The sequence below is a fragment of the Sphingomonas sp. FW306-1B-B10E genome, assembly GCF_058782005.1.
Genome location: NZ_JBYSXG010000060.1, coordinates 1 through 25,499 on the forward strand (window position 1 = coordinate 1; position 25,499 = coordinate 25,499).

General features: G+C 66.5%; 26 protein-coding genes. 12 read left to right on the plus strand and 14 right to left on the minus strand.

The annotated features are described in order from the left end of the window. Positions 1–124: 124 nt before the first annotated feature. The gene (gene ppa, locus AC3WJI_RS18350; RefSeq protein WP_492758735.1) at positions 125–709 is read right to left on the minus strand and encodes an inorganic diphosphatase; all 585 of its coding nucleotides are present in this window, start codon (positions 707–709) and stop codon (positions 125–127) included. Positions 710–744: 35 nt separating this feature from the next. Continuing rightward, positions 745–2,634, minus strand: coding sequence for a M61 family metallopeptidase (locus AC3WJI_RS18355; RefSeq protein WP_492758736.1), 1,890 nt, complete (start codon positions 2,632–2,634; stop codon positions 745–747). Between the two features lie 121 nt (positions 2,635–2,755). Between AC3WJI_RS18355 and AC3WJI_RS18360 the strand changes: the two genes are divergently transcribed. Next, positions 2,756–4,042 (plus strand): methyltransferase family protein, encoded by a 1,287-nt coding sequence (locus AC3WJI_RS18360; RefSeq protein WP_492758737.1) that lies wholly within the window; start codon positions 2,756–2,758, stop codon positions 4,040–4,042. A 2-nt stretch (positions 4,043–4,044) separates the two neighbouring features. Here AC3WJI_RS18360 and AC3WJI_RS18365 read toward each other — a convergent pair whose 3' ends face one another. The 4 genes from AC3WJI_RS18365 to AC3WJI_RS18380 form a co-directional block, all read right to left on the minus strand. Further along, entirely contained in the window at positions 4,045–4,608 is a 564-nt protein-coding gene (locus tag AC3WJI_RS18365) for a hypothetical protein (protein ID WP_492758738.1), read from the minus strand. Between the two features lie 51 nt (positions 4,609–4,659). Beyond that, a complete protein-coding gene (locus AC3WJI_RS18370) occupies positions 4,660–6,036 on the minus strand; it encodes a glutamate--cysteine ligase (RefSeq protein WP_492758739.1) in 1,377 nt (458 codons plus the stop codon). Positions 6,037–6,094: 58 nt separating this feature from the next. Beyond that, a complete protein-coding gene (locus tag AC3WJI_RS18375) occupies positions 6,095–6,835 on the minus strand; it encodes a 16S rRNA (uracil(1498)-N(3))-methyltransferase (RefSeq protein ID WP_492758740.1) in 741 nt (246 codons plus the stop codon). A 195-nt stretch (positions 6,836–7,030) separates the two neighbouring features. Then, positions 7,031–7,807, minus strand: a complete 777-nt coding sequence (locus AC3WJI_RS18380; protein WP_492758741.1) for an EF-hand domain-containing protein — start codon at positions 7,805–7,807, stop codon at positions 7,031–7,033. 116 nt (positions 7,808–7,923) lie between these two features. Between AC3WJI_RS18380 and ubiA the strand changes: the two genes are divergently transcribed. The 3 genes from ubiA to AC3WJI_RS18395 are packed head-to-tail and all read left to right on the plus strand — an operon-like array spanning position 7,924 to position 10,988. Continuing rightward, positions 7,924–8,838, plus strand: a complete 915-nt coding sequence (ubiA, locus tag AC3WJI_RS18385; RefSeq protein WP_492758742.1) for a 4-hydroxybenzoate octaprenyltransferase — start codon at positions 7,924–7,926, stop codon at positions 8,836–8,838. A gap of 31 nt (positions 8,839–8,869) precedes the next feature. Further along, positions 8,870–10,216 (plus strand): TldD/PmbA family protein, encoded by a 1,347-nt coding sequence (locus tag AC3WJI_RS18390; RefSeq protein ID WP_492758743.1) that lies wholly within the window; start codon positions 8,870–8,872, stop codon positions 10,214–10,216. Next, positions 10,209–10,988: a 3'(2'),5'-bisphosphate nucleotidase CysQ gene (locus AC3WJI_RS18395; RefSeq protein ID WP_492758744.1), complete on the plus strand. Its 780-nt coding sequence runs from the start codon at positions 10,209–10,211 to the stop codon at positions 10,986–10,988. The genes AC3WJI_RS18390 and AC3WJI_RS18395 overlap by 8 nt, the downstream gene beginning before the upstream one ends. 44 nt (positions 10,989–11,032) lie before the next feature. Here the strand turns inward: AC3WJI_RS18395 and AC3WJI_RS18400 are convergent, their stop codons facing one another. Continuing rightward, complete coding sequence (locus AC3WJI_RS18400; RefSeq protein WP_492758745.1) at positions 11,033–11,812, minus strand: class I SAM-dependent methyltransferase; 780 nt, start codon at positions 11,810–11,812, stop codon at positions 11,033–11,035. A gap of 86 nt (positions 11,813–11,898) precedes the next feature. On the opposite strand from AC3WJI_RS18400, the gene AC3WJI_RS18405 reads away from it, so the two are divergent. Then, complete coding sequence (locus AC3WJI_RS18405) at positions 11,899–12,339, plus strand: Rrf2 family transcriptional regulator (RefSeq protein WP_492758746.1); 441 nt, start codon at positions 11,899–11,901, stop codon at positions 12,337–12,339. Here AC3WJI_RS18405 and AC3WJI_RS18410 read toward each other — a convergent pair. Both AC3WJI_RS18410 and AC3WJI_RS18415 read right to left on the minus strand, forming a co-directional pair. Next, on the minus strand, positions 12,312–13,034 hold the full coding sequence (locus AC3WJI_RS18410) for a hypothetical protein (RefSeq protein ID WP_492758747.1): 723 nt from the start codon (positions 13,032–13,034) through the stop codon (positions 12,312–12,314). The genes AC3WJI_RS18405 and AC3WJI_RS18410 overlap by 28 nt on opposite strands. 4 nt (positions 13,035–13,038) lie before the next feature. After that, on the minus strand, positions 13,039–14,253 hold the full coding sequence (locus tag AC3WJI_RS18415; protein WP_492758748.1) for a toxic anion resistance protein: 1,215 nt from the start codon (positions 14,251–14,253) through the stop codon (positions 13,039–13,041). Between the two features lie 210 nt (positions 14,254–14,463). Here AC3WJI_RS18415 and AC3WJI_RS18420 point away from each other — a divergent pair, with 210 nt between their 5' ends. Further along, the gene (locus tag AC3WJI_RS18420) at positions 14,464–14,997 is read left to right on the plus strand and encodes a DUF4142 domain-containing protein (RefSeq protein WP_492758749.1); all 534 of its coding nucleotides are present in this window, start codon (positions 14,464–14,466) and stop codon (positions 14,995–14,997) included. Between the two features lie 36 nt (positions 14,998–15,033). On the opposite strand, the gene AC3WJI_RS18425 is transcribed toward AC3WJI_RS18420, so the two are convergent. After that, positions 15,034–15,600 carry an NADPH-dependent FMN reductase gene (locus AC3WJI_RS18425; protein ID WP_492758750.1) on the minus strand — a complete coding sequence of 189 codons (567 nt, stop codon included), beginning with the start codon at positions 15,598–15,600 and terminating at the stop codon, positions 15,034–15,036. 96 nt (positions 15,601–15,696) lie between these two features. On the opposite strand from AC3WJI_RS18425, the gene typA reads away from it, so the two are divergent. The 3 genes from typA to AC3WJI_RS18440 all read left to right on the plus strand — a co-directional run bounded on the left by typA (position 15,697) and on the right by AC3WJI_RS18440 (position 19,530). Further along, positions 15,697–17,520 carry a translational GTPase TypA gene (gene typA, locus AC3WJI_RS18430; protein ID WP_492758751.1) on the plus strand — a complete coding sequence of 608 codons (1,824 nt, stop codon included), beginning with the start codon at positions 15,697–15,699 and terminating at the stop codon, positions 17,518–17,520. A 169-nt stretch (positions 17,521–17,689) separates the two neighbouring features. Further along, the gene (locus AC3WJI_RS18435) at positions 17,690–18,556 is read left to right on the plus strand and encodes a hypothetical protein (protein WP_492758752.1); all 867 of its coding nucleotides are present in this window, start codon (positions 17,690–17,692) and stop codon (positions 18,554–18,556) included. Further along, positions 18,553–19,530 carry a GGDEF domain-containing protein gene (locus AC3WJI_RS18440; RefSeq protein ID WP_492758753.1) on the plus strand — a complete coding sequence of 326 codons (978 nt, stop codon included), beginning with the start codon at positions 18,553–18,555 and terminating at the stop codon, positions 19,528–19,530. The genes AC3WJI_RS18435 and AC3WJI_RS18440 overlap by 4 nt, the downstream gene beginning before the upstream one ends. Before the next feature lie 162 nt (positions 19,531–19,692). Here AC3WJI_RS18440 and AC3WJI_RS18445 read toward each other — a convergent pair whose 3' ends face one another. The 3 genes from AC3WJI_RS18445 to AC3WJI_RS18455 all read right to left on the minus strand — a co-directional run bounded on the left by AC3WJI_RS18445 (position 19,693) and on the right by AC3WJI_RS18455 (position 21,694). Next, positions 19,693–20,598, minus strand: a complete 906-nt coding sequence (locus AC3WJI_RS18445) for a cobaltochelatase CobT-related protein (protein ID WP_492758754.1) — start codon at positions 20,596–20,598, stop codon at positions 19,693–19,695. A 120-nt stretch (positions 20,599–20,718) separates the two neighbouring features. Next, positions 20,719–21,225: a methylated-DNA--[protein]-cysteine S-methyltransferase gene (locus AC3WJI_RS18450; protein ID WP_492758755.1), complete on the minus strand. Its 507-nt coding sequence runs from the start codon at positions 21,223–21,225 to the stop codon at positions 20,719–20,721. Between the two features lie 67 nt (positions 21,226–21,292). Continuing rightward, positions 21,293–21,694, minus strand: a complete 402-nt coding sequence (locus AC3WJI_RS18455) for an EVE domain-containing protein (RefSeq protein ID WP_492758756.1) — start codon at positions 21,692–21,694, stop codon at positions 21,293–21,295. Positions 21,695–21,830: 136 nt separating this feature from the next. Between AC3WJI_RS18455 and AC3WJI_RS18460 the strand changes: the two genes are divergently transcribed. The 3 genes from AC3WJI_RS18460 (at position 21,831) to AC3WJI_RS18470 (ending at position 24,265) form a co-directional block, all read left to right on the plus strand. Beyond that, positions 21,831–22,226 carry a hypothetical protein gene (locus tag AC3WJI_RS18460; protein WP_492758757.1) on the plus strand — a complete coding sequence of 132 codons (396 nt, stop codon included), beginning with the start codon at positions 21,831–21,833 and terminating at the stop codon, positions 22,224–22,226. An 83-nt stretch (positions 22,227–22,309) separates the two neighbouring features. After that, positions 22,310–23,959 carry an FAD-dependent oxidoreductase gene (locus AC3WJI_RS18465; RefSeq protein WP_492758758.1) on the plus strand — a complete coding sequence of 550 codons (1,650 nt, stop codon included), beginning with the start codon at positions 22,310–22,312 and terminating at the stop codon, positions 23,957–23,959. A gap of 15 nt (positions 23,960–23,974) precedes the next feature. Then, positions 23,975–24,265: a DUF3297 family protein gene (locus AC3WJI_RS18470; protein ID WP_492758759.1), complete on the plus strand. Its 291-nt coding sequence runs from the start codon at positions 23,975–23,977 to the stop codon at positions 24,263–24,265. Positions 24,266–24,420: 155 nt separating this feature from the next. Here the strand turns inward: AC3WJI_RS18470 and bla are convergent, their stop codons facing one another. After that, positions 24,421–25,341 carry a class A beta-lactamase gene (bla, locus tag AC3WJI_RS18475; RefSeq protein WP_492758760.1) on the minus strand — a complete coding sequence of 307 codons (921 nt, stop codon included), beginning with the start codon at positions 25,339–25,341 and terminating at the stop codon, positions 24,421–24,423. Positions 25,342–25,499: the final 158 nt, after the last annotated feature.

Here is a 25,499-nt window from a genome sequence, read left to right on the forward strand (position 1 = left end):
CCCCCCCCCCCCCCCCCGCGGCGCTAAGCGCCGCTCTACCCCTCACCAAGCTACGCTAGGCAGCAAGCTGCCAAGCTCCGCTATCCTCTCCCCTAGGAAGGGAGGAAGGTTTAATTGGGACAGGTCAGCCCTGCGGCGTGTCGACACCGGTCTGGTCGACCGACTCAGCGGCTGCCGCCTTGTCCTGCTTGTAGCGCTCGATCGCCTCGAGCGTGATCCGGCGCGCATCCTCGGCGCCGCCCCAGGTGCCGACGCGGACCCACTTCTTCTTCTCGAGGTCCTTATAGTGGGTGAAGAAATGCTCGATCTGCTCCATCACGATGCTGGGCAGGTCGTCCTTTTCCTCGATGTCCGAATAATAAGGAAAGGTCTTGTCGTCGGGGACGCAGACGAGCTTCTCGTCGCCGCCGGCCTCGTCCTCGAGGTTGAGCACCGCGATCGGGCGCGCGCGGACGACGCAGCCCGGCACGAACGGCGAGCGCGCGATCACCAGCGCGTCGAGCGGGTCGCCGTCGGGCGAAAGCGTGTGCGGCACGAAGCCGTAATTGGCCGGATAGCGCATCGGCGTGTGGAGGATGCGGTCGACGAACAGCGCGCCGCTGGCCTTGTCGAACTCATACTTCACCGGTTCGCCGCCGGTCGGCACTTCGATGATCACGTTGAGATTGTTCGGCGGATCGTCGCCGACCGGAATCAAATCGATACGCATTGCAGACCTTGCTTGGTTGGCGTCTCCGCCCCGTCTCAGCGGGGCTGGAGCAGCTTGTCGAGGCCAGCCTCTCCCGGGGCCGTCTTCACGAGGTGCGGATAGCGAAGCCCGCCATGATAGTCGATGGCAACATCGCGGAAACGATCGCCGCTCTTGAGCAGCAATTTGATCGGCTCCTTGGCGCCCTTGGCTTCCTTGACCGCCGCCTTGAGCCGGTCGCCGGTATAAACGCGGCCGTTCACCGCGACGATCTCGTCGCCGAGATCGATGCCGGCGTCGAATGCCGGGCTGTCCCAGGCGACGCTGGTAATGCCCTTGGCGCCGAGGGTCAGCCCGAGTGAGTACGCCAAGTCGACGCTGCTCTTCGGCGTCGCCTTGTTGGGCTCCTCGGTATAGACGAGCTTGTAGCCGTTGCGCTCGAAACCGCTCAGCGGCGCGCGCTCGGAGACGCCGTTGACGCGCTGGTCGAGCAGGGTGCGCCAGTCATAAGGCTGGATCGTGTTCAGCGTCCGCACGACGTCGTCGAAGGTGTAGGTGACCTCGCCATAATCGCCGTCGCGGCCCTGGAAGAAGGCGCGGGCGAAATCGTCGATCGACTTGGTCCCTCTGGATTGCTCGCGGAGGATCGAATCGACCTCCATCCAGATCAGCAGCCCCTCATTGTAATAATCCTCCGAGCGCTGCCAGCTCACCCAGCCCTTGGGCGCGCGGGCGCTGATCACCGGATCGTTGGTGGTGTCGCCCATCGGCCGCCACTCGCGTGCCTTGCGATTGTCGAGGCTGGCCATAATCGACGCATAGGAATCGAGCGTATTGTCCTTGCTCACCAGCCCCGAGCGCGTCTGGAAGACATAGCCCCAGAACTGGGTCTGCCCCTCATAGACCCAGAGCAGCGAGCCGCGGGTCGGAGTGCGGTAATCGGGCGCCCAAAGATCGGCGCCGCGGCGGTATTTGCCGTCCCAGCTATGGGTATATTCGTGCGGCAGCAGGTTGCGGTCGCCCGCTCCGTCGGCCCATTTGGTGAAATAGCCGGGCGAGACGCCATTCTCCGAGCTGCGATGATGCTCGAGCCCGATCCCGCCGAGTTCGTCGCTGATCGACAGCAGGAAATGATAATGGTCGTATTGCTGCGATCCCATCGTCTTGACGGCCTGGTCGACGAGGCGCTCGTGTGCCTCGATCTGCTCGGGCTTGGCTTCGAGCTCCTCGGGGCTGTCGGCGAACACGTCGAGCGTGACGCGCGGGCTGAGTTCGAACGGCCGGTAATAGCGCCCGGCGAGCACGGGCGAATCGACCAGCACTTCGTAATTGGTCTTCTCATAGGTGACGGTCGAGCCGACCGCCTTCGAAGGCAGCCCCGACGCCGCCGACCAGCCGTCGGGATAGCGGACCTTTGCCTGAACGGGCACGCGACGGACAAAATAGCCTGCCGGATAGAGGCTCAAGGAATTGAACTGCAGGCTCATCATCGCCGGCGTCATCACCACGCGGCCCTGATTCGATACGGTGGCCGAGGCGAACTGGAATTCGAGGTCGAGCTTCTTCGCGCCGCTCGGCACGTCGATATGGAAGGCGAAGACGTCGACCGGATCGCGCTTCCACGGAATGCGCTTTCCGTTGGCGCTGATCTGCAGCCCGGTCAGCTTCTCGATCTCGCCGCGCGGGCCGTGCTTGCCCTGCAGCCACTTGGGGTAGAGCAGCACCATGTGGCCGCTCTTCGCCACCGGGATGGTCTGCTTGACTCGGAAGATGCCGCGCTGCGTGTCGGTCGCATCGATATCGAGCAGCATCGTTCCGGGATAGGCGACGTCGCGCGCCTCTGGGATCGTGTCGACATAAGGCGAAGGTTGCGGCGCCGAGTTCTGGGCGAGCGCGGGGGCGGCGGTGGCGAGAAGCAGGGCGGCGGCGGAAAGCGCACGAAGCATTTAGTGGCGACCTCGTTGGCAGGAGGAGAGAGCGGCCCTTAGGCCGTTGAAATACGGGTGGTAAAGGGGGGCGGACCATCCTTCACCGCTCCCTAACCATTGCCGGCTAGATGTTTCGGCCATGTATCACGACCCCGCATTGGCCCAGCGCGCCAACGCCGATCCGCGACCGCGCTCGGCGGTGAGCGGCGCCGTCGGGCTCGCCGGGCTCGCCGGGATGACCGCCTGGGTCGTCGTCGCGCACTGGTTCGGGATGAACGGGCCTTATGCGGCCTTGGTCAACGTCGCCGCCTGCGCACTGCCGATGATGCTGTGGTCGCTGCTGGTCGACAAGGTCCACCGCAATCCCTCGACCGGCATCGACTGGAGCCTCAAGCGGTCGTGGCGCGAGACGCGCGACACATCGGTGACCAAGCTCACCGGGCTGTGGCTGACCTGGGGCGGCATCGCTGCGATCTATGCGCTGTTCCGCGTTTGGGGTGACACGCGCTACGCCAATTACCCTTTCGCAATGTCGTGCTTCGTCGTGGCGGCGCCCGCCTTGTTCCTCCTCTCCATCCCCTACGTCCTGTGGCTCGATCGCCGCCTCGTCGAGCCGCGCGACGGCGCCTGGTCGCTCGGCGCCTGGGCGATGGGCGTCGAGGGCTGGCACCGCGAGGCGATCTTCAACCATCTGCGCAGCTGGGCGGTGAAGGCGTTCTTCCTCGCCTTCATGGTCGCGATCGTGCCGCCGGGCTTCGCCGAATTCGTGTCGATCGACCCGCGCGAAGCGCTCGGCGATCCGGTCAAGCTGGCGACCTACTGCGTCACCTTCATGTTCGTGATCGACGTGGCCTTCGCCACCGCCGGCTACATCCTCACCTTCCGCCCGCTCGATTCGCACATCCGCACAGCCAACCCCTATGCGGCAGGCTGGACCGCGGCCTTGATCTGCTACCCGCCCTTCCTGCTGATGGGAAATGGCGGGCCGCTCGACTATCACGAGGGCAGCGCCGACTGGTCCTACTGGCTGGGCAATTTCCCTTGGGTATTGCCGGTGATCGGCACGGTGCTGGTGGCGCTGACGGCGATCTATGCCTGGGCGACGATCGCTTTCGGTCTGCGCTTCTCGAACCTCACGCATCGCGGGATCCTGACCCACGGCCCCTATGCCTGGTCGCGGCACCCGGCCTATCTGTCGAAGAACCTGTTCTGGTGGCTGTCGACGATGCCCTTCCTCGCCACCACCGGCTGGCACGACGCCGTGCGCAACGCCGCGGTGATGGCCTGCGTCAGCGGCGTCTATTACTGGCGCGCCAAGACCGAGGAGCGGCATCTCGGCAGCGACCCGGCCTATCAGGACTATTCGGCTTGGATGGCGCGCAACGGGATCGTGCCGCGGTTCTTCCGGTCGATCGGCGGCCGATAGCGTCAGCCGCGCTGCACCACCGGCGGCGGCGTCATGCAGAAATGACGCGCCAGCCGATCGAGCGGCTTGCGATATTCGAATGCATCGATGAACGCGACCACCGTCGGCATCCGGTGCACCCGGCCAAGCCAATAGCCGGCCTCCCGAATATCGGCCGGGGTATAGAGCTTCCGGTCGATCGCGCTGTCCGTCGCGCTCAGCCAGCTCAGCAAGGTGTCCGTCGCGGTGCGGTAGATCTGCAATCGCGGTTCGGCCGCCATGGCAGCCAGCGAAAGGTAGGGGTCCATCGCGCTGGCGAAGACGCGGATGTCGTGGATGATCGTCTCGCCGGCATCCTTCAGCAAAGGGCGCAGGCTCTTGGGGACGACGAGCATTCCGCCATTCCAGTCGAGGCACCGGCAGGCGAACAGCAGTTCCTCATTGGCGAGGAGCTCCTTCAGGTGGCTGTTGGCCAGCTCGGCACGCTTCCACAGCACCGACTTGCGCGCATTGTACAAAGCGACGAACCCGCCGATCGTCGCGACAATGAGCCCCAGCCCGCTTACCAGGATCGCCGGCTCGATCATGCCCCTCGTACCCCCGCCTGACTGCCGGGAACGGGGTATAGCCGAAAAGCGCTAGAATTTCGCCTCTTCGTAGACCCGGCTGATATCGCCGCCCCAATCGCCGTTGAAGCGGTCGAGCAGCACTTGCGCGGGCACCTTGCCGGTCCGCACGATCTCGCGCAGCGGATCGAGGAAGCCGCTCTCATTGTCGCCCGAGGCGTTGAACCGCGCGCGGGCGTTGAGCCCGGCGCCGGCGATGTCGAGCACCTCGCCGGCAATGTCCTTGAGCTTGCCGCCGCCGGGGATCGGCGCGTCGAGCGCGAGCTTGGGCACGGCGCTGCGCAGCGACTCGCGCTCGTCCATCGACCAATGCTTGACCAGCTCCCACGCCGCGTCGAGCGCGGCGTCGTCGTAGAGCAGGCCCACCCACAAAGCCGGTAGCGCGCAGATCCGCCCCCAGCGCCCGCCATCCGCGCCGCGCATCTCGAGGAACTGCTTCATCCGCACTTCGGGGAAGGCAGTGGAGAGGTGATCCGCCCAGTCGTCGATCGTCGGCTTGTGGCCGGGATAAGCGGGCAGCTCGCCCTTCAGGAAGTCGCGGAAGCTCTGCCCGGCGGCGTCGATATACTTGCCGTCGCGGTAGACGAAGTACATCGGCACATCTAGCGCATAGTCGGTGTAGCGCTCGTAACCGAAGCCCTCTTCGAACACGAAGGGCAGCATGCCGGTGCGTGCCGGATCGGTGTCCGACCAGATGTTGCTGCGGAAGGAGAGGAAGCCGTTGGGCTTGCCTTCGGTGAACGGCGAATTGGCGAACAAGGCCGTCGCCAGCGGCTGGAGCGCGAGCCCGACGCGGAACTTCTTCGCCATGTCGGCTTCGGACGCATAATCCAGATTCACCTGGATCGTGCAGGTGCGCAGCATCATGTCGAGCCCGAGGCTGCCGACGCGCGGCATGTGACGCAGCATGATCTCATACCGCCCCTTGGGCATGATCGGCAGCTCGGCGCGGGTCTTGTCGTGCCACATGCCGAGCCCGAGAAAGCCGATGCCGAGCCGGTCGCCGACTTCCTTGACCTGCTGAAGATGGCGCCCGGTCTCGGCACAGGTCTGGTGAAGGTTTTCGAGCGGCGCGCCCGAAAGCTCGAACTGGCCGGCGGGCTCGAGGCTGATCGCGCCGTCGGGGCCGGAGAGCGCGATGATGTTCTCGCCCTCGTAGATCGGCTTCCAGCCATAATGGGTGAGGCCGATCAGCAGCGCGTGGATGCCGCCGGGTTCCTCATAGCTGGGCGCGCGGTGGTCAGGGGTCTTCCAATAAACGAACTTCTCGTGCTCGGTGCCGATCCGCCAGCGCTCGCGCGGCTTCTCGCCACGCGCGAAATATTCCACGAGCTGGGCACGATCCTCGATGACCGCTGCTTCATTGTTCGAACCGGTCTTCGTGCTCATCCGCGCGCCTTTACGCGCGCCGATGGGCGGGCGCCAGTGGTGTTTTCGTACCGTTCGGTCACCAATCGCCGACCGTTCCCATCCAAAGACTTACCGCCGCCGCGGCCGCGGTTTCGGCGCGCAGGATGCGGGGTCCGAGCGCGATTCCGACCGCCCGGGGATGCGCGCGGATCGCATCGCGCTCCTCGGGATCGAAGCCGCCCTCGGGGCCGACCAGGATCGCCGCGGGTCCAGGGTGCGTCCGCATCGCTTCGGCCGCGGGTAACCCGCCGGTCTCGTCAGCGAAGAATAGGGCGCGGCTCTCCGGCCAGTCGCGCAGCATTGCGGGGAGCTTGACCGGATCGACCAGTTCAGGAAGCGCGGTGCGCCCGCATTGCTCGGCGGCCTCGATCATATGGCTGCGCAGCCGCTCGAGATTGAGCTTGTCGACCACCGCGCGGCGCGTGAGCACTGGCGCCAGCCGTGCGACGCCCAGTTCGCATGCCTTTTCGGCAACCCAGTCGATCCGGCCCTTCCTGATCGGCGCGGCGCACAGCCAGAGATCGGGGACAGGCTCGCGTTCGCGCAATCGGTCGGTCACGTCGAGGACGAGGTCACGCTTGCCGACCGCCTGCGCCACGCCGAGCCACTCGCCGGTGCGATCGTCGAACAGCTTGACCGGATCGCCGGCCTTCAGCCGCATCACCTGGATCAGATAATGCGCGGGCGGGCCATCGATCCGCAGCGGGCCCGGGGCGAGCTCGGCCTCGACGAACAGGCGCGGGGTGGATTGCGGCGGCCAGGCGGGGGTTGCGGGCATGGCGCTACCTAACCCGCCGCTCCTACTTCGTCATCCAATCAAAATCCACCTCCCTGAAGGGAGGGGTTAGGTGTGGGTAGAGGCGGGTAGGGCTCGATGCCCTGCTCGCCTCTAGGATGCTGGCCGGTAAGTCTTTGAGCGCACAGACGCGCGCACCCACCCCCAGCCCCTCCCTGCAAGCAGGGAGGGGAGTCTTCAGCGTCCGTCAGGAATCTCCCGCCGCTCGCTTTTGCGGCCGTCGCGTGGCGGACGGTTCCCGAAGCCGCGCAGCTTGGGCAGTTCGCCTTTCTCGATCCGGCCGTCATGATTGATGTCGAGCATTGCGAAGCGCGCCGAGGCGGCCTTGGCGAATTCGGCGGGATCGACGCCGCGGTTGAGGTTGCGATCGGCGACAACGACTGGCTCGGGATAATCGAGATAGCCGAAGCGCGCCGCGCCCTGCTTCCCGGCGACGCTGCGGTCCGGGGCGTCGCGTTCGCCGCGACCGCCGCGCATGCCTTTGGGGCCGTCGCCGCCGCCAAAGCCACCGCCACCGGGGCCTCCCGGACCCCCGTGCCGTCCGCCGCCGGGAAGCCGGCCGCGCGGGCCGCGACCGCCGGGGCCGCCGCCACCCCCGCCGGTGCGGATTTCGGGGGCGAGCACGGTCTCGTAGCGCTCGATATCGTCGGGATCGATCTCGCCGTCCTTGCCCTGATCGAGCAATGCGAAGAAGCGCGCGGCATCGGCCACCATCTCGTCCTCGCTGAGCGCGCCGTCGTGATCGGTATCGGCGCCGTCGAACCAGGCCTCCTGCGGCGGGGGGCCGCCGGGCGTGCCGTGGAACGGCTCGCCCATCGGGCTGATGAACAGCGGTCCGCCGTGGCGGGGCGGGGGACCCTCCGGGTGCCATTCGCCGGGCGGCGGACCGTCCTGTGCCAGCGCGCTGCCGGTGCCGGCCAGCAGGATCAGACTCCCCAATATCAAGCTTCGCATCCACGCCTCCCGCGATTGAATTCGCGCAGGCAATGCGCGCGCTTTGTCGCCGCATTGTGCCGGATTGTTGCAATCGGCCGCTTGATCTTTGCGGCATCGGCGCGAAGACGGGGGCGATGACCGCCGCACCCGAAATCGTCCCCGACACCGAGCATCGCGGGCTGGTCGGCAGGCTGCCGGCCGCGGTCCGGCCCTTCGCCCTGCTTGCGCGCTTCGACCGGCCGATCGGCTGGTGGCTGTTGTTCTGGCCCGGTGCCTGGGCGATCGCGCTGTCGGGTAACGCGCTCAATCGCTGGGACCTGATCCTGTGGTTCCTGCTCGGCAGCGTGGCGATGCGGGGCGCAGGCTGCGTGTACAACGACATCGTCGACCGCGATCTCGACCGCCAGGTCGCGCGCACCGCCAGCCGCCCGCTTGCCAGCGAGGCGGTGTCGCTCAAGGCGGCGTGGCTCTGGCTGCTCGCGCTCTGCCTGGTCGGGCTGGTCGTGCTCGTCCAGCTGCGCCCGATCGCCGTCGGCGTCGCGCTCGCCAGCCTCGCTTTGGTCGCCGCCTATCCGTTCATGAAGCGGATTACCTGGTGGCCGCAGGCGTGGCTCGGACTGGTGTTTTCGTGGGCGGCTTTGGTCGGCTGGGCCGAGGCGCCGGATTGGGGCTGGCTGCCGGGGCTGACGCTCTATGCCGGCTGTATCGCCTGGGTAATCGGCTATGACACGATCTACGCGCTGCAGGACGTCGAGGACGACGCGCTGGTCGGGGTGCGCTCCTCGGCGCGCCGGCTGGGCGGGCATGTGCGCGGGGGAGTCGCGGGTTTCTATGCCGTCGCGCTCGCTTTATGGGGGGCGGCCTTCTGGCAACTCCGCCCCGATCCGCTCGCGCTGGCGGCGCTGCTGCCGATGGCGCTGCATCTCGGCTGGCAGGTCGCCACCTTGGCGCCGGCGGACGGCGCCAATGCGCTCGCCCGCTTCCGTTCGAACCGCAATGCCGGGCTGCTGATGTTCGCCGCGTGCTTCGTGGTGGGGCAGACTCTTTGACCTTGGGGGTCCGGCTCCCTAAGTCGCTGCGATGCTGACCGAGTCCCAAGCCTGCGAGCGCGTCCACGACATCGTCTATCGCGCACGCGCAGCGGGCGCCGATGCTGCCGACGCAATATTCTCCGCCGATCGTTCGCTGTCGGTATCGGTGCGAATGGGCGAACTCGAGGATGTCGAGCGCTCGGAAAGCGAGGAACTGGGGCTGCGCCTGTTCGTCGGACGGCGCTCGGCGAGCGTTTCGACCTCGGACCTCAGCAGCGAATCGCTCGATGCATTGGTCGAGCGCGCGATCGCGATGGCGCGCGAGGCGCCCGAGGACAAATGGGCCGGGCTCGCGCCGCAGGAGCGGCTGATGCACGGCAGCCCGCCGCTGCTCGACCTAGACGATGGCGCGCAGGACGAGCCGCGCGCACTCAAGGCGCGTGCGCTCGCCGCCGAGGATGCCGCGCGCGCCGTGCCCGGTGTGACCAACAGCGAGGGCGGCAGCGCCGGTGCCAGCCGCGCGGTGATGGCTATCGCGACCAGCCACGGCTTTACCGGCGCCTATGCCCAGACCAGCCACGGCGTGTCGGCGAGCGTGCTCGCGGGCAGCGGCGGCGCGATGGAACGTGACTATGCGCATCACAGCGCGCGGCACGCAGTGATGCTCGAAGCGCCCGAGGCGGTCGGGCGGCTGGCGGGCGAACGCGCGGTGGCGCGGCTGGACCCCGCGAAGGTGGCGAGCGGGGCGATGCCGGTGGTGTTCGATCGCCGCGTCTCGGCGGGGCTGGTCGGGCATCTGCTCGGCGCGATCGGCGGCGCGGCGATCACGCGCAAGACCAGCTTCCTGCTCGACTGCCTCGGCAAGCAGGTGTTCGCCAAGGGCGTGACGATCTGCGACGATCCGCACCGGCCGCGCGGCCTGCGCTCGCGCCCGTTCGACGGCGAGGGACTGCCGGTGCTGCCGCTCAAGCTGATCGACGAGGGCATGCTCGAGACCTGGCTGCTCGACAGCGCCTCGGCGCGCCAGCTCGGGCTCGAGCCGACCGGGCATGCCGCGCGCGGCGGCGCCGGTGCGCCGGGCGTGGCGCCGAGCAATCTCTACATGCAGCCGGGCAATATCCCACCCGAGACCTTGGTCGGCGAGATCGATCGCGGCATCCTGGTCACCGAGCTGATCGGGCAGGGAGTCAATGGTGTCACCGGAGACTATAGCCGCGGCGCCGCGGGCTTCCTGATCGAGAAGGGTGAGATCACGCGGGCAGTGTCCGAGATCACAATCGCGGGCAATCTCAAGGACATGTTCCTGGCGCTGACTCCGGCGAACGACCTCGAGTTCCGCTACGGAATCAACGCGCCGACGGTGCGGATCGACGGGATGACGATCGCCGGTGCCTGATCTCGCCGCCGAAGTCGCAAGGATCGCCGCCGAGGCCGGGCAGTTCGCCCTCAAGCTCTGGGACACCGATTTCCGGCGCTGGGAGAAATCCCCGGGCCATCCGGTGTGCGCCGTCGACCTCGAGGTCGACGGGATGCTGCGGCAGAAGTTGGGCGAATTGCTCCCCGACGCCGGTTGGCTCTCCGAGGAGACGATCGACAATGCCGCACGGCTGGGCGCCGAGCGAATCTGGGTCGTCGACCCGATCGACGGCACCCGCGATTATCTGCGCGGGCGGCCGGGCTGGTGCGTATCGGTGGCATTGGTCGAAAAGGGGCGGCCGGTGATCGGCGTGCTCGATGCGCCGGCACGCGAGGAAGTATGGACCGCCGAGGCGGGCAAGGGTGCCTTCCGCAACGGCGCGCGACTTCGCGTGGTAGAGCGTGCTATCCTCGCCGGCGCGCGGGTGCCGGCGGACCAGCTCTCCAAGGTCGATCGCGACTTGGAAATGGTCGGCAAGCCCAATTCGATCGCCTTGCGCATCGCGATGGTCGCGGCGGGCGAGGCCGACCTGCTCGCCACGATCCGCTGGGGCAATGAATGGGACATCGCCGCCGCGGTGCTGCTCGCGGACGAGGCGGGAGCGGCAGTGAGCGACGCGTTCGGGAGAGCGCTGGATTTTAACACGCCTACGGCGCAGGCGTTCGGCGTCCTCGCCACGGCGCCGGGCATCCACGCCGCCGCGGTCGAGCGGCTGCGCGAGCGGGCCGAGACGATCGTGAGTAAGCGCTAACCGTCACTCCGGCCGCGCGCCGGGGTGACGGAGAGGGCGGAGGTCTAGCGGGTAGCCACCACGATCAGCGCGGTCGAAGGCACCGGTAGCACATCCCTGCCATCGGCCCGGCGATACACCGCATCGATCACCGCCTGCTGATCCTGAGCGCCGAGCGCGCCCCAATCCTCGCTCAGGCCGAACTGAGTCTCGGGGTTTAGGTCGGTCATTCGCAGCAGATAGTCGGCGGTCATCGTCTCGACCGTCGGAGCGTGGAAGCCGGCAGCGATGATCTCCGCCGCGAGCCGTTCGGGATTGCCGAGGAATGTCAGGCCTTCGGGCAGCCCGGTCCGCCATTCGCGATCCGGGAACAGGTCGCGGACGACCTGCGAGAGCAGAAGATGTGTCGCGGCGCCCTGGCTCTGCCATGTCGCGACCACGCCGTGCCCGCCGGGCCGCGTGACCCGCGCCATCTCGGCGAGCCCCTTGCGCCAATCGGGAAACAGCATCACTCCGAAGATCGAGAATACCGCGTCGAAGGATGCGTCGGCCAATTCGAGCGCCTGGCCGTCCATCGCTCGCGCTTCGAGATTGGGCATGCCGTGCGCAGCCACTCGCGCGACCATCCCGGGTGAGAAGTCCGTCGCGAGCACTTGCGCGCCCTGCCAGGCCGCGGCCAGCGCCAGCGCCCCCGTGCCGGTCGCGACGTCGAGCAGCCGGGTCTCCGGCGTGACGTGGATCCGCGCGAGCGCCGCCTCGGCGAACGGCGCGGTGAACGGGTGCGCGGTCTCTTCATAATGCTTGGCGAGGTCGTTCCAGCGGTCGGGGTCGTTCATTCGGCGCATTTCACACTCCAGCGAATCATGTAACATCAAATGTATCATGATGCGCGACGCTTGCCAATTGCGGCAGGCCCGCCAAGGATCAGACGATGCGACGCGACAGCAGGCTTTCTCGAATGCTCCACGTGCTCCTGCACATGGCGCGCCATGACGGGCCGATGACCTCGGACGCGATCGCGGCGATGCTACGGACCAATCCGGTGGTGGTGCGCCGAACGATGGCCGGGCTGCGCGACGCCGGCTATGTCCGCTCGGAAAAGGGGCATGGCGGCGGCTGGGTGCTCGCCTGCGATCTGGACGCCATCTCCCTGCTCGACGTGCATCGCGCGGTCGGCGGGCCGCAGCTCTTCGCGATCGGCAACGAGGCGGGGCCGACGCATTGCCTGGTCGAGAAATTGGTCAACGAAGCCGTCGAAGATGCCCTCAAGGACGCCGAGGCGTTGCTGATCGCGCGCTTCGGCGCCGTCAGTCTCGGCCAGCTCGCGCGCGATTTCGACGCGCGCTACGACTGCCCGGTTTCGTCGCCCTGATATTTGATCTGCAGGTAACGCCCGCGCGTCGCGAGCAGGTCGAGATCGCCTTGGGCGAGCTGCGCCGACATCTCGGCGATCTCGTCGTCGATCACTTGGAGTCCCTGGGCGAGCTGCTGGTCGGGGGTCAGCCCGTTGCGCTCGACCCGGCGGAGCGGCTCGGGTACGCGCGCATAGCCCTTGATCAGCTCGGGCAATTGCTCGCCGACCAGTTTGCGCACTTCGCTGGCCGCGGGCGACGTTTCGTCGAGCAACGCCAGCTGCGGCGCAAGGAATTCGAGCTTCACGCCGATCGAATCGACCAGCCCGTGCACCGGCGCGGGCAAAGCGGGGCGCTGCGCGTCGAGCCAATGCTCGGTGGTGCGCGGCAGGGCCTTGAGCGGGACCTGGGTCAGCTGCGCAATCTCCGGCGTGCCGCCACCCGCCGGCAGGATCGCGAAGGCCAGCGTCGCGACGATCAGCAGCAACGCGACGAGCATCGCGCCCATGATCCCCAGCGGCGCGACGGCAAGCGCGAAGACGATCGCGCCGACCACGATCGCCCCGTCGGCGATCGCGATCCGGCCGATCCGGCGGACCACTTCGGCCTCGCGGCGGCGGCGCAGGCGCTGATCCGCCGCCGTGACCGGCGCACGCGACCGCGCGCGCTCGATCAGCTCTTCGGCACGCGCGCTCAGGCGATCGACATCGGTCACGATCCTACATCGCCTCCAGCTTGAAGGTGTCTGCCGCGCGGCCGCCGACCTGGTTCTGCGCAGCGCCCTCGGCGCGGGCGATATAGCCCTTCGACTTCTCGACTTCGTTCGACAGCGTGTTGACCGTGGTCTTCATGCTGTCGAGCGCCTTCAATTTGAACGTGTCGATCGCGTCCATCGTGTCGTAGATGTTCTGGAAGGCGCGCTGGAGCGTCTCGACAGGGATCGTCGAATTGGCTGCCTGCTCGTGGATCGATGCGGTGTTGCTCTTGAGCAGCGCACCGGTCGAATCGATCAGACCCGCAGTGGTGGTGTTGATCGCAGTGATCTGGTCGAGCACGAGCTTCTGGTTGGTCAGCGCCTGCGCGACGGTGACTGCGGTGCGCAGCGCCGACACGGTGGTGGTAGAGGCGCGATCGACCCCTTTCACCAGCTCGACATTGTTCTTCTTGACCAGGTCGAGCGCGAGATAGCCCTGCACCGTCACTGCCATCTGGGTGAGCAGGTCCTGGGTGCGCTGGCGGACATAGAAGAGCGCGGTCTCGCGGATCGCCTTGGCCTTGGCGGGATCGCTATGGTCGAGCTCGTTGGCCTTGTCCTCGAGCTTGGTGTCCATCGCCTTGGACAGATAGATCATCTGCTCGAGCCGGCCCATCGCCGCCCACAGATTGGCGCGCTCGGTATCGATCGCGGCATTGTCCATCAGCAGCTCGTCCTTGCCGCTGGCGAGGCTCTTGAGGATGCCCTGAATGTGAGTCTGCGACGACTGGTATTTGCGGAAATACTGCTTGAGCGGCGAGCCGCCGAACAGCTTCGACAGGAACCCGTCATTGCCGCCGATCAGCTTGCCGTTGCGGCCCGGATCCAGCTCCTCGACCGTCTTGCGCAGCTGGAGCAGATCGGCGCCGACGCCGGTATCGCCGTCCATCGCGCGTACCGGCCGGTCTAGGAAGCGGTTCGACTGTCCCGCCGCGTCGCGGATCTCCTTCTGTCCCATCGCCGCGATCGCATCCACGCGCTTGCCGAATTCGGGCGAATTGACGTCCTGCGCGATCAGATCCTCGACGAAGCCGTCGACACGCTTCTCGAGCTCGCTCTTCTTCGTGTCCTCGACCGGTACCAGACCCGCCGCCTTCTCAGGCGCAACCACGGGGACGGGAGCAGGCGGCGTGAGCACCAGATCCTGTTCGGCCGTCACGGTCTCAGCTGCAGTCGCCATTCCAAACCCTCCAACGCTGTCGCGCCCAGCATAGGGCCATCGCGGCGCCTATCCAAGTGTATGATGTATGTAGGACACCGCCTCACTGTCGCCAAGTGCTTCGGCAGGCACCTGCGGCGGGAAGAATCGTCCTGATCTAAAGCAGTTCCCGGAACTGCGCCAAACACTGCCGGTTGGTCCAGTGCCCGTTCCAACAGGGAGGAATGCCTCATGTCTCGTCTTGTTCTAGCCGGCGCGCTCGGCGCCGCGCTGTTTGCCGCGCCGCTCTTCGCCCAGACCGCGCCGCCGCCGCCGCCGCCGGGCGCAACCAGCCAGGCGCCGGTGTTCGTGCAGACCGCCGGTGCGAGCGACCTGTACGAGATCACCTCCAGCCAGATCGCGCTGCAAAAGACGCAAAATGCCGAGGTCCGGCGCATGGCCGACATGCTGATCCGCGACCATAGCAAGACCACCAAGACGGTCATGGCCGCCGCCAAGGCCGCAGGCATGAACCCGCCGCCGCCGGCGCTGATGCCGGACCAGCAGGCGATGATCGACCAGCTCAATGCCGCGCCCGCCGGCGCCGAGTTCGACCGCGCTTATCTGATGCAGCAGCTTCCCGCGCACCAGGCGGCGCTGACCGTAATGCAGGGCTATGCCTCGGGCGGCGATACCGCCCAGCTGCGCCGCGCCGCTTCGAGCGCGGTGCCGATCATCAAGATGCATATCGATCACGCGCAGAAGCTGCACGGCAAGATGCACTGATCCCGGTCGCCGGCCGGGGACAACCCGGCGGGCGCTTCAGGTACGGGCGTTGCGGAGCGCGCGGCCCCACCATGCGATCTCGTCGAAGGTGTGGCCGAGCCAGCGCAGGTCCTTGTCGTCGCCGGCGAACACGCCGTCCTCCACCTTGCCCCACACGCCCATGATGTGGACCGAGGCTTCGAGCGGCGCCATCTGCAGCTCGCGCGCAATGCAGGTCAGCAGCTCGATCGAGCGCGCGGCGCCGTTGCCGCCATAGCCGACAAAGGTCACCGGCTTGCGGTTCCACTCAGCATAGACGAAGTCGAGCGCGTTCTTGAGCACCGCCGGCGGCCCGTGATTATATTCGGGGCAGATCAGGATATAGCCGTCGGCGCTCGCTACCTTCTCGGCCCAACGGATCTGCAGCGGGTCGCTATACTTCCCCGCTGCGGGCGGATGCGCAAAGGGATAGAAGGGCAGGTCCCAATCCTTGAGGTCGACCAGTTCGCAGGCCAGTTCCTCACGCGCCGCGGCTTGTTCGATCACCCAATTGCCGACCGGCTCGGCCATGCGGCCCTCGCGGACGCTGCCCAGGATGACGAGAATCTTCAGTGGTTCGCTCATGTATTCATCCCTAGCCGCCCGTCCCCTTCCCGCAACGCACAAATTGCGCTAAAGGCGCCCGCGCAACCGCCTTTCGCGGCCAATCAGGATATACGCATGAACCTCCGCAACGTGGCGATCATCGCCCACGTCGATCACGGCAAGACCACGCTCGTCGACCAGCTCTTCCGCCAGTCCGGCACGTTCCGCGACAACCAGCGCGTCGAAGAAAGAGCAATGGATTCCAATGACTTGGAAAAGGAACGTGGCATCACGATCCTCGCCAAGCCGACCTCGGTCGAGTGGGAAGGCACGCGGATCAACATCGTCGACACGCCCGGCCACGCCGATTTCGGCGGCGAGGTGGAGCGCATCCTGTCGATGGTCGACGGCGTCATCCTGCTGGTCGATTCGTCGGAAGGCGCAATGCCGCAGACCAAGTTCGTCACCGGCAAGGCGCTGAAGCTCGGCCTCAAGCCGATCGTCGTGGTCAACAAGATCGACCGTCCCGACGAGCGCATCCAGGAAGTGCTCGACGAAGTGTTCGACCTGTTCGTTTCGCTCGACGCCACCGACGAGCAGCTCGACTTCCCGGTGCTCTACGCATCGGGCCGCAATGGCTACGCCAACGAGGATCCGAGCCTGCGCGAGGGTACGCTGCGTCCGCTGTTCCAGAAGATCGTCGATCACGTGCCGCCGCCGGCGCTCGAAGTCGATGCGCCCTTCACCTTCCTGGTGACCCTGCTGGACCGCGACAACTTCCTCGGCCGCATTCTCACCGGCCGCGTCCAGTCGGGCACGGTCAAGGTCAACCAGCCGATCCACGCGCTCGACATGTCGGGCAAGGTGATCGAGACCGGCCGCGCCTCGAAGATCATGACCTTCCAGGGTCTCGATCGCGTGCCGACCGACGAGGCACGCGCGGGCGACATCATCAGCCTCGCCGGCCTGACCGTCGCCACCGTGTCGAACACGATTGCCGATACCTCGGTCACCGAAGCGATCCAAGCGCAGCCGATCGATCCGCCGACGCTGTCGATGCGCTTCGCCGTCAACGATTCGCCGATGGCGGGCCGTGAGGGCAGCAAGGTCACCAGCCGCATGATCCGCGACCGGCTCGAGCGCGAAGCCGAGAGCAACGTCGCGATCAAGGTCACCGAGAGCGAGGACCGCGACAGCTTCGAAGTCGCCGGCCGCGGCGAGCTTCAGCTCGGCGTGCTCATCGAGACGATGCGCCGCGAGGGCTTCGAGCTCGGCATCAGCCGCCCGCGCGTGCTGTTCCGCGAGGACGAGGACGGCAAGAAGATCGAGCCGTACGAGACCGTCGTGATCGACGTGGACGACGAATATTCGGGCACGGTCGTCGACAAGATGAACCAGCGCAAGGGCGAGATGACCGACATGCGCCCGTCGGGCGGCGGCAAGACCCGCATCACCTTCTCGGCGCCGTCGCGCGGCCTGATCGGCTATCATGGGGAGTTCCTGTCGGACACCCGCGGCACCGGCATCATGAACCGTCTGTTCGAGAAGTACGGCCCCCACAAAGGGCAGATCGAGGGCCGCAAGAACGGCGTGCTGATCTCGAACGGCAATGGCGAGGCGCAGTCCTACGCGCTCGGCCCGCTCGAAGAGCGCGGCATCCTGTTCGTCGGCCATGGCGAGGCCCTGTACGAGGGCATGATCGTCGGCGAGAATGCCAAGACGGATGACCTCGAGGTCAATCCGATGAAGGCGAAGCAGCTCACCAACTTCCGCGCCTCGGGCGGCAAGGACGACGCCGTCCGCCTGACCCCGCCGAAGAAGATGACGCTCGAGCAGGCGATCGCCTATATCGACGACGACGAGATGGTCGAGGTCACGCCGACCAAGATCCGGCTGCGCAAGCGCCACCTCGATCCGCACGAGCGCAAGAAGGCCTCGCGCGCCAAGCAGGCGGCTTGAACTATCTGATTTAAAAGGAAAGGCGCTGGAGGAAAATCCGGCGCCTTTCTTCTTTTGCCTTTCTTCGCGTGATCTGCGGGTCTCCGGAAAATTGCGGAGCTGTTAACTACATCGCAACGCGCATCGAGCGACAAGCGCGCGTCCCCGCCGCAACCGAGCAGGCTCGCTTATGCTGCACGCACCGATCAATCCGCCTTCGCCGTTCGTCCCGGATTTTCCGGACTATGAGTTCATTCCCCCGATCTTCATCGAAGCGCTGTCGGAAATCGAAGTGGATGTCGGCGAGACGCCGTTCTTCTACAATGACGCCGGCACGCCGGGCTATGTCGCCAGCCTGCCTAATGGGGTGACGCCACTGACGCCTGCGCGCACCGGCCCCGACGTGGCGATCGGCGCCGAGCATCGGGTGACCGGCACGATCGGCTTCGTGACCGACAATGGCTATGGCAACGAAACCCAGCTCGGCTTCGAGGCCGGCGACGTCCGCTACGAGCCGATGTGGGCGACGCGTGACAACGCCGCGGCGTTCGGCATCACTCTGGTCGAGCCGGGTCAGGCTATCCAGGTCGACAGCCCCGGCGGGCTGCTCCACCAGGTCGAATATCGCTACGGCGTGTTTGCCGGGCATTGGTCGCCTTACCAGAACACCAATCCCGCGCAGGGCAACCGGCTGCTCAGCGTCGTGTGCACCGATCTCGAGCATCACGATTTCCCGCACGTCTTCGCATCGACCGACCCCAATTTCCCATTGGTGATCTCGGTCGGCCGCTATTGGCACGGCAAGGGCGTGATCCGTCTGGCCGATCTTTGGGTACCGCAGGGCTCGGCCTTGTACATCCCGCCCAAGCCGCTGCTGCTCGGCAGCGAATGCATCGACTTGCACAACAACCGCAATTCCGCGCGCGCCGCCTGGGGCGACATCCACCAGGATTCGGTTCGCACCCACACGCTGCTGCAGACCTCCGGCACCTTCACTTATTGGTATTGGAACGCAGCCGATACCGTGCACACTCCCGTCGAGGCCCGCCGCCCATGAACATGCCGCTGCACGACAGGTATTTCGACCAGTTCCGCGCGCTTCCCGAATTCGGCCAGGACCCCGCGCTCTACAAGACGCTGCTCGAATCGACGATGGCGATCCCGTGGAAGATCGACTGGGCGACGATGCGCTTCGCCTATATCGGCCCGCAGATCGAGCCGCTGCTCGGCTGGAGCGCCGAGAGTTGGGTCTCGGTCGAGGACTGGGCATCGCGAATCCATCCCGAGGATCGCGACAATGTCGTCAATTTCTGCGTCTCGCAGTCGATCGCGGGGATCGATCACGAGGCCGATTACCGCGCGCTCACCGCGGACAAGGGCTATGTCTGGATCCGCGACGTCGTCCATGTCGTGCGCAACGAAGCGGGCGAGGTCGAGAGCCTGATCGGCTTCATGTTCGACATCAGCGAGCGCAAGCGGATCGAGCACGAGCTGCTCAAGATGCAGAAGAAGCTCGAGGCGCTTTCGTTCGAGGACGGCCTGACCGGCAGCGCCAATCGTCGCCTGTTCGACGAGCGCCTGCGCGCCGAATGGCGCAGCGCCTGCAGCGCCCAGCAGCCGCTGTCGCTGGTGCTGCTCGATATCGATCACTTCAAGCTGTACAACGACCTCTACGGCCATGTGCAGGGCGACGAATGCCTGGTGCGCGTCGCCGCTGCGCTCAACGAGGGCGGTCGCAACCGCGACGTGGTCGCGCGCTATGGCGGCGAGGAATTCGCATTGCTGCTGCCCGAGACCGACGCGACCGAGGCGCTGGCGATCGCCGACCGGTGCCGCCACGCCGTCGAGGCGCTGCAGATCCGCCACGACCATTCGCATTGCAGCTGCGTGGTGACGGTGAGCGTCGGCGCGGGCACCATCGTCCCGCCCGCCGACGGCGACCCGCGCCATTTCTGTGATTCGGTCGACAAGCTGCTCTATGCTGCCAAGCAGGAAGGGCGGAACCGGGTGGTGGTGGCGTCTCTGGGATGAGTGAAGGGCAGCGCAAACGCCGAGCTTAGACTAGTAGAAGAGGGCTGTGGGCATGCGCGTAAAAATCAGTCGTTGCCACTGGCTCTGCTCATCGGGACCAGGAGTCCCTCATTGATTGGGCAGCGGTAGCTAACGCTCAATTCCGAGTTGCGTGGACTTGTCTCAAGACGCCGTCGATGCTTCGGAATTCCCGCTATCGAGTAAAATGTCGGTCAGAAACCGCATCAGTTCGATGCCAAGGTCGGAGGGGTTCTCGACGTGGCGAATCGTCGGGTAAAAGGCGTGGCACGCAAACCCGATGCCCAAAGCGGCGACCTCAATCTCTCCACCAAGCTTCAACTCTTCCACGACCTCCCGCAGGTGATCAGCCAGATAGTGCAGTCCATTCTCGTTCAGCGTCGAATCATCGACGGGGGCGCCATCCGAAAGCACGATCAGGATTTTGCGCTTTCTGGCGATGTTGCGAAGCCGGGAAGCGGCCCACTGGATCGCTTCCCCATCGATGTTCTCCTTGGGAAAATTAGCCCTCAGCATTTGACGATATGCCCATCCGCCCGTGCTGGCGCGATTGTCACCGGCATCGCGGTAAACAACATGCAGAAGGTCATTCAACCGGCCCGGATTTCGGGGCCTGAAACGCCAACTCCATCGCTGTCGCGACTGCCCGCCGCGCCAATGAGAAGTCGTAAAGCCCAGGACCTCGCACCCGATGCCTAGGCTGGCGAGAAATTCCTGCACGACGTCGGCACTGGCGGCGCTGAAAAGCATTTTTTGACCGCGCATCGAACCCGACTGGTCGAATAGGAGCGACACCACGACGTCCTCTCTCTGCTCGCGGGACATTTCGGAGCGTATCTGTTCGGTGAGTGCGTTGCTGGAGACATGCAGCTTAGTTTTCCAAGTCAGGAGACCCGATTGCAGCTCGCTCCACGCTTCATCCAATGTTTCCCGATCTTTGATCGTCATCGGCCCCAGCACGGAGTCCAATTCGTCGGCGTCTACCACGCGATCGAATTTGGTGGTGTAGGCCCGGTAGCCGGAATTCCCTTCGGATCGCTCATTCTGCATGACGAGAAAGTTGCGCTACATGGCACGGCCGTCAATGGCCGCCCGGGGGCGAAGCGTCGCAGCGAGGGGTTCGGCGTCCACCCAATCTCGGTCGTCCGCGATCAGGCTTCGATACTGCCGCTACGCGCTCACGGCGTCCTTTGCCGCGGCACCCCGCTCAATCCCGAGCAGCAATTCCTTCGCCGCCAGTCCGCCGGCGAACCCGGTGAGCGCCCCGTTGCTGCCGATCACGCGGTGGCAGGGGGCGACGATCGAGATCGGGTTGCGGCCGTTCGCCGCGCCTACGGCGCGCGACGCCCTCGGCCGGCCGATCTGGCGGGCGATCGCGGCGTAGCTGCGCGTCTCTCCGAACGGGATCGTCAGCAATGCCGCCCAGACGCTCTTCTGAAAATCGGTGCCATGGAAATCGAGCGGCACGTCGAACGCGTCGCGCTCCCCTGCAAAATAGGCGGTCAGCTGGCGCTCGGTCTCGAGCAAGATCGGGTGATCGGCGGCCTCGCGCCGCGGCGTCAGCGTCACGCGACCGGGGCGGTCATTCTCCCACAGGATCGCCGCGAGGCCCTTGTCGCTCGCGACCAGGGTCAGCTCGCCCACCGGCGAGGCCATCGACTTATATGCGAAAGTCATGTCGGGTCCTTTCCTTGCAGGACCGGTCTATCCGCGCCGCGCCGCCCTTGCTTCCCGCGGCTTGCGCTCAACCTTGACCCATCTCGAGCAGCACCGCCCACTCGGCGTCGCGCACCGGCGTCACCGACAGCCGCGACTGGCGCAGCATCTCGAGCTCCTTGAGCCGCGGCTCGGCCTTGATGTCCGCGAGGGGGACGGGCTTGGCGAGCTTCGCCACCGGCTTGACCGCGACGCTCGCCCATTTGCTGTCGTCGCCGTCGGGCTGCCAGGCGCGGGTGATCTCCATGATCCCGACTGCGGCCTTCTCGGTGTTCGAATGGTAGAACAGCGCCTGGTCGCCGGGCTGCATGTCCTTGAGGAAGTTGCGCGCGGTGTAGTTGCGCACGCCGTTCCATTCGGTGCCGCCGTCGCGAATCAGGTCGTCCCACGAATAGGCGTCGGGTTCGGAGCGCAGGAGCCAATAAGCCATCGCGGTTCCTTACCGGCTAAACGCAAGCTGAACACCCAATTCCGAACCCATTCAGCCGTTGCGCGTTAATTGAATAACCTCACGGCGCCGACTCCACCCCCGGATCGCCCGGCGCGCGTAACGAGAGGAGGCGTACATGGCTAATTTCTTGAAGAAGGCAGTGCTCGGCACCGTCCTCGGCGCAAGCGTGCTGACCGCAGTCGCGCCGACGGCCGACGCACAGCGCTATCGCGGCGGTTATCGTGGCCATTATGGCTATGGCTATGGCCACGGATATCGCCACCGCGACAATACCGGCACCGCGCTCGTCGCGGGCATCGCGGGCCTCGCGATCGGCGCGGCGCTGACCAGCGGCAACCGCTATGACCGTCGCTACGATTATGACCGCCGCTATTATCGCGAGCGCGGCTATTATCCGACCGACGGCTATTATTACCGCGATTACGAGCGCCGCGGCTGGGACCGGTGCTACACGCGCCGGGTCTGGGACCCCTATCTCGATCGCCCGGTGCGCGTGCGCTATTGCGATTGATTTAACGGGTGGATGAGATGCGCGGCGCGGGCTTCGGTCCGCGCCGCTCTTCGCATGTGCGGCACAATCGCTAAACTGCGCGCATGGGACATGATTCGCCAGCGCAACGACCCGATCCTTCGGACCCCTATCTGCGCGAGGCGCAGACCTTCCCTTCGCTCTCGGACGAGATGGCGGCACGCGTCGCGGCGTTCGGCGTCGAGGAAGCCGTGGAGGATGGCACGTGGCTGTTTCATCGCGGCGATCGCAGCGTCGATTTCTTCCTCTGCCTGAGCGGCGCGATCGAGATCCTCGACATGGACGCCAAGGGGCAGGAGAGCGTCGTCCACACGCACGTGCCGCGCCAGTTCAGCGGCGAGCTCGATCTGTTCAACGACCGCACGATCCTGGTCAGCGCGCGCGCCAAAGGCGAGACGCGCGTGGTGCGCGTCGGCCGCGGCGAGTTCCGGCGGATGATGGCGGCCGAGCCCGATATCGGCGAGATCATCATGCGCGCCTTCATCCTGCGCCGCGTGGGCATGCTGCTTCACGGCACCGCGGGGGTCGCGCTGGTCGGCCCGGCGCATGCGTCGGACACCGCGCGGATCGAGACCTTCCTGTCGCGCAATGCGCTGCCGCACCGGCGGATCGACACCGAGACCGACGCCGATGCCGCGGGCTTCCTCGAATGCTTCGCGCTGACAGATGCAGACTTGCCGGTGGTGGTCGCGCAGGGGCATGCGCTGCGCAACCCGAGCAACGCGCAGCTCGCCGACGCGCTTGGCCTGGCTTCGGCGGTCGACCCCGATCATGTCCATGACGTCGCGGTGGTCGGTGCCGGGCCTGCCGGGCTGGCCTCGGCGGTCTATGCCGCGTCGGAGGGGCTCGACACGATCGTGATCGAATCGGTCGCGCCGGGCGGGCAGGCCGGGACCAGCTCGAAGATCGAGAATTATCTCGGCTTCCCCACGGGCATCTCGGGGCAGGCGCTCGCCGGACGGGCGCAGGTCCAGGCGCAGAAATTCGGCGCGCGGCTATTGGTATCGCGCAGCGCCGCCGGGATCGACTGCGCGCATCGCCCCTACACGATCCAGCTCGACGACGGCGCGACCCTCAAGGCGCACGCGGTGGTCGTCGCGACCGGCGCGCGCTACCGCAAGCTCGACTTGCCGCTGTACGCCGAGCTGGAAGGCAATGGCATTTATTATGCCGCGACCGCGATGGAGGCCGGGCTGTGCGCGGCGCAGACCGCGGTGGTGATCGGCGGCGGCAATTCGGCGGGGCAGGCGGCGATCTACCTCTCGCGCACCGCCGGGCACGTCCACATGCTGGTCCGCGGCCCCGGCCTCGCCGCGACGATGTCGCGCTATCTGATCGAGCGGATCGAGGCGTCGGACAAGATCACGCTGCATCCGTACAGCGAGGTCACCGAACTCGAGGGCGACAAGCACTTGAAGGCGCTCAGCTGGACGCATCGCCAGACCGGAGAAACCCAGCGCCACGAAGTCGGCGCTCTGTTCGTGATGATCGGCGCGCAGCCCAATACCGACTGGCTCGACGGCTGCATCGATCTCGACCAGGCCGGATTCGCCCTGACGGGCTCGGGCGAGACCTTCTTCTGCTCGTCGACTCCTGGGATCTTCGCGGTCGGCGACGTCCGCTCGGGATCGGTTAAGCGGGTCGCATCGGGCGTGGGCGAGGGGTCGGTCGTAGTGTCGGCGATCCACCGTTACCTTGAAAGCGTCGAACAATAGCGGCAAAGGGCGGCGATGACTGATACGCCTCCCGACCGCCTCTCGGTCAATCCGAACAGCCCGCATTTCCAGCGCGAGATCCTCGAGCGCGGCATCGGCATCCGCTTCAAGGGCGTCGAGCGCCGCGACGTCGAGGAATACAGCATCTCCGAAGGCTGGATCCGCGTCGCACTGGGCAAGAAGATGGACCGCAAGGGCCAGCCGCTGACGATCAAGCTGACCGGCCCGGTCGAGGCGTGGTTCGAGCGTCCGGCCGAGGGCGAGGCTCCGGCGAGCGAATCGGTGCCGGACGACGCCGAGGGCTGAGGCTTCAGATCCCCCTCCCTGAAAGGGAGGGGTTAGGGGTGGGTAGCGGCAAGCGTAGCTCGACGCTCCGATGCCAGGCGATGAATCTTTTTAACCGCGCAGACGCGCACACCCACCCCCTGCCTCTCCCTGCGAGCAGGGAGAGGAGCTATAGTCTACCCCATCGCCGCAGTGATCGCCCGGCCGACGCGCGCATGGAGGGCGCGGATATCCTCCAGCGCCAGCGAACTTCCGGTGATGTAGCTCGCGACGACCAGCGGGGCGTGCCGCTGCGGCCAGATCACGCCGAGCAGATTGGCAGTGCCGTGGCCGCCCGAGCCGGTCTTGTCGGCGACCGCCCAGTCCTTGGGCAGTCCGGCGCGCAGGCTGGTGCGGCTGGTGCGGGTGGCCTTCATCCAGGCGACGAGCTGGGCGCGGCTTGTGGGGGCCAGCGCGCGGCCGAGTAGAAGATGCCGCGCGAGGTCGGCCATGGCGTCCGGCGTCGTGGTGTCGCGCTCGTCGCCGGGGCGACCCTCGCCCATTGCGGGCTCCCAATTGTCGAGCCGCGTGACCGGATCGCCGAAGGCGCGCAGCCGGCGGGTGAACCCCGCGGGTCCGCCTATCGTGCGCAGCAGCAGATTGGCGGCGGCGTTATCGCTCACCGTGATCGTCTCGCGGCACAGCTCGGCGACGCTCGCGGTGCCGCCGACGCGCTTCTCGCAGAAGGGCGAGTTGTTCACCAGATCGCCCGCAGTCACCGCGATGCGGCGCGTGAGCGTATCGCGCTTGCCCTCGACCTGCTTGAGGATCGCCGCGGCGAGCGCGGCCTTGAAGGTGCTGCACATCGGAAAGCGCTCGCCCGCGCGCCAGCCGAAGCGCGCGCCGGTGCCGGTGTCGATCACCGACAGGCCCAGCCGCCCGCCGCTCGCCTGTTCGACCGCCGCGACGGCCTGGCGGAACTCGGCGCCGAAGCGCGTCGCGACTGCATTGCCCAATGCCGGGCCTGGCGAGGCTGCCACCGCTTTGCTCAGCGAAGTCGTCATCGAGGCGGCGGCAACGGTGCAGCCAGTGGCCCAAAGGAATTTGCGTCTGTCCATGAGGATTCTCCCTTCGGCACCTTAATGCCGACAGGGCAGGTCAAGGCGCAAAGGATCAAATCTCGGTGGAGCCATTAGAATGATTCATGGGTGGCGTGACGTTTAGAGGGGCGCGGCGCTGGAAAGAAGCCCCTCCCCTTCAGGGGAGGGGTTGGGGG

Bases quoted from the DNA above. Each gene is read 5' to 3' on its own strand.
- AC3WJI_RS18415 (WP_492758748.1), bottom strand. From the start codon at position 14,253: ATGGCGACTGCAGCTGAGACCGTGACGGCCGAACAGGATCTGGTGCTC.
- AC3WJI_RS18445 (WP_492758754.1), bottom strand. From the start codon at position 20,598: ATGCAGAATGAGCGATCCGAAGGGAATTCCGGCTACCGGGCCTACACC.
- AC3WJI_RS18355 (WP_492758736.1), bottom strand. From the start codon at position 2,634: ATGCTTCGTGCGCTTTCCGCCGCCGCCCTGCTTCTCGCCACCGCCGCC.
- AC3WJI_RS18400 (WP_492758745.1), bottom strand. From the start codon at position 11,812: ATGCGCCGAATGAACGACCCCGACCGCTGGAACGACCTCGCCAAGCAT.
- AC3WJI_RS18450 (WP_492758755.1), bottom strand. From the start codon at position 21,225: ATGACTTTCGCATATAAGTCGATGGCCTCGCCGGTGGGCGAGCTGACC.
- AC3WJI_RS18435 (WP_492758752.1), top strand. From the start codon at position 17,690: ATGCTGCACGCACCGATCAATCCGCCTTCGCCGTTCGTCCCGGATTTT.
- AC3WJI_RS18360 (WP_492758737.1), top strand. From the start codon at position 2,756: ATGTATCACGACCCCGCATTGGCCCAGCGCGCCAACGCCGATCCGCGA.
- AC3WJI_RS18455 (WP_492758756.1), bottom strand. From the start codon at position 21,694: ATGGCTTATTGGCTCCTGCGCTCCGAACCCGACGCCTATTCGTGGGAC.
- AC3WJI_RS18370 (WP_492758739.1), bottom strand. From the start codon at position 6,036: ATGAGCACGAAGACCGGTTCGAACAATGAAGCAGCGGTCATCGAGGAT.
- ppa (WP_492758735.1), bottom strand. From the start codon at position 709: ATGCGTATCGATTTGATTCCGGTCGGCGACGATCCGCCGAACAATCTC.
- ubiA (WP_492758742.1), top strand. From the start codon at position 7,924: ATGACCGCCGCACCCGAAATCGTCCCCGACACCGAGCATCGCGGGCTG.
- bla (WP_492758760.1), bottom strand. From the start codon at position 25,341: ATGGACAGACGCAAATTCCTTTGGGCCACTGGCTGCACCGTTGCCGCC.
- typA (WP_492758751.1), top strand. From the start codon at position 15,697: ATGAACCTCCGCAACGTGGCGATCATCGCCCACGTCGATCACGGCAAG.
- AC3WJI_RS18365 (WP_492758738.1), bottom strand. From the start codon at position 4,608: ATGATCGAGCCGGCGATCCTGGTAAGCGGGCTGGGGCTCATTGTCGCG.
- AC3WJI_RS18460 (WP_492758757.1), top strand. From the start codon at position 21,831: ATGGCTAATTTCTTGAAGAAGGCAGTGCTCGGCACCGTCCTCGGCGCA.
- AC3WJI_RS18380 (WP_492758741.1), bottom strand. From the start codon at position 7,807: ATGCGAAGCTTGATATTGGGGAGTCTGATCCTGCTGGCCGGCACCGGC.
- AC3WJI_RS18375 (WP_492758740.1), bottom strand. From the start codon at position 6,835: ATGCCCGCAACCCCCGCCTGGCCGCCGCAATCCACCCCGCGCCTGTTC.
- AC3WJI_RS18440 (WP_492758753.1), top strand. From the start codon at position 18,553: ATGAACATGCCGCTGCACGACAGGTATTTCGACCAGTTCCGCGCGCTT.
- AC3WJI_RS18465 (WP_492758758.1), top strand. From the start codon at position 22,310: ATGGGACATGATTCGCCAGCGCAACGACCCGATCCTTCGGACCCCTAT.
- AC3WJI_RS18390 (WP_492758743.1), top strand. From the start codon at position 8,870: ATGCTGACCGAGTCCCAAGCCTGCGAGCGCGTCCACGACATCGTCTAT.
- AC3WJI_RS18405 (WP_492758746.1), top strand. From the start codon at position 11,899: ATGCGACGCGACAGCAGGCTTTCTCGAATGCTCCACGTGCTCCTGCAC.
- AC3WJI_RS18425 (WP_492758750.1), bottom strand. From the start codon at position 15,600: ATGAGCGAACCACTGAAGATTCTCGTCATCCTGGGCAGCGTCCGCGAG.
- AC3WJI_RS18470 (WP_492758759.1), top strand. From the start codon at position 23,975: ATGACTGATACGCCTCCCGACCGCCTCTCGGTCAATCCGAACAGCCCG.
- AC3WJI_RS18420 (WP_492758749.1), top strand. From the start codon at position 14,464: ATGTCTCGTCTTGTTCTAGCCGGCGCGCTCGGCGCCGCGCTGTTTGCC.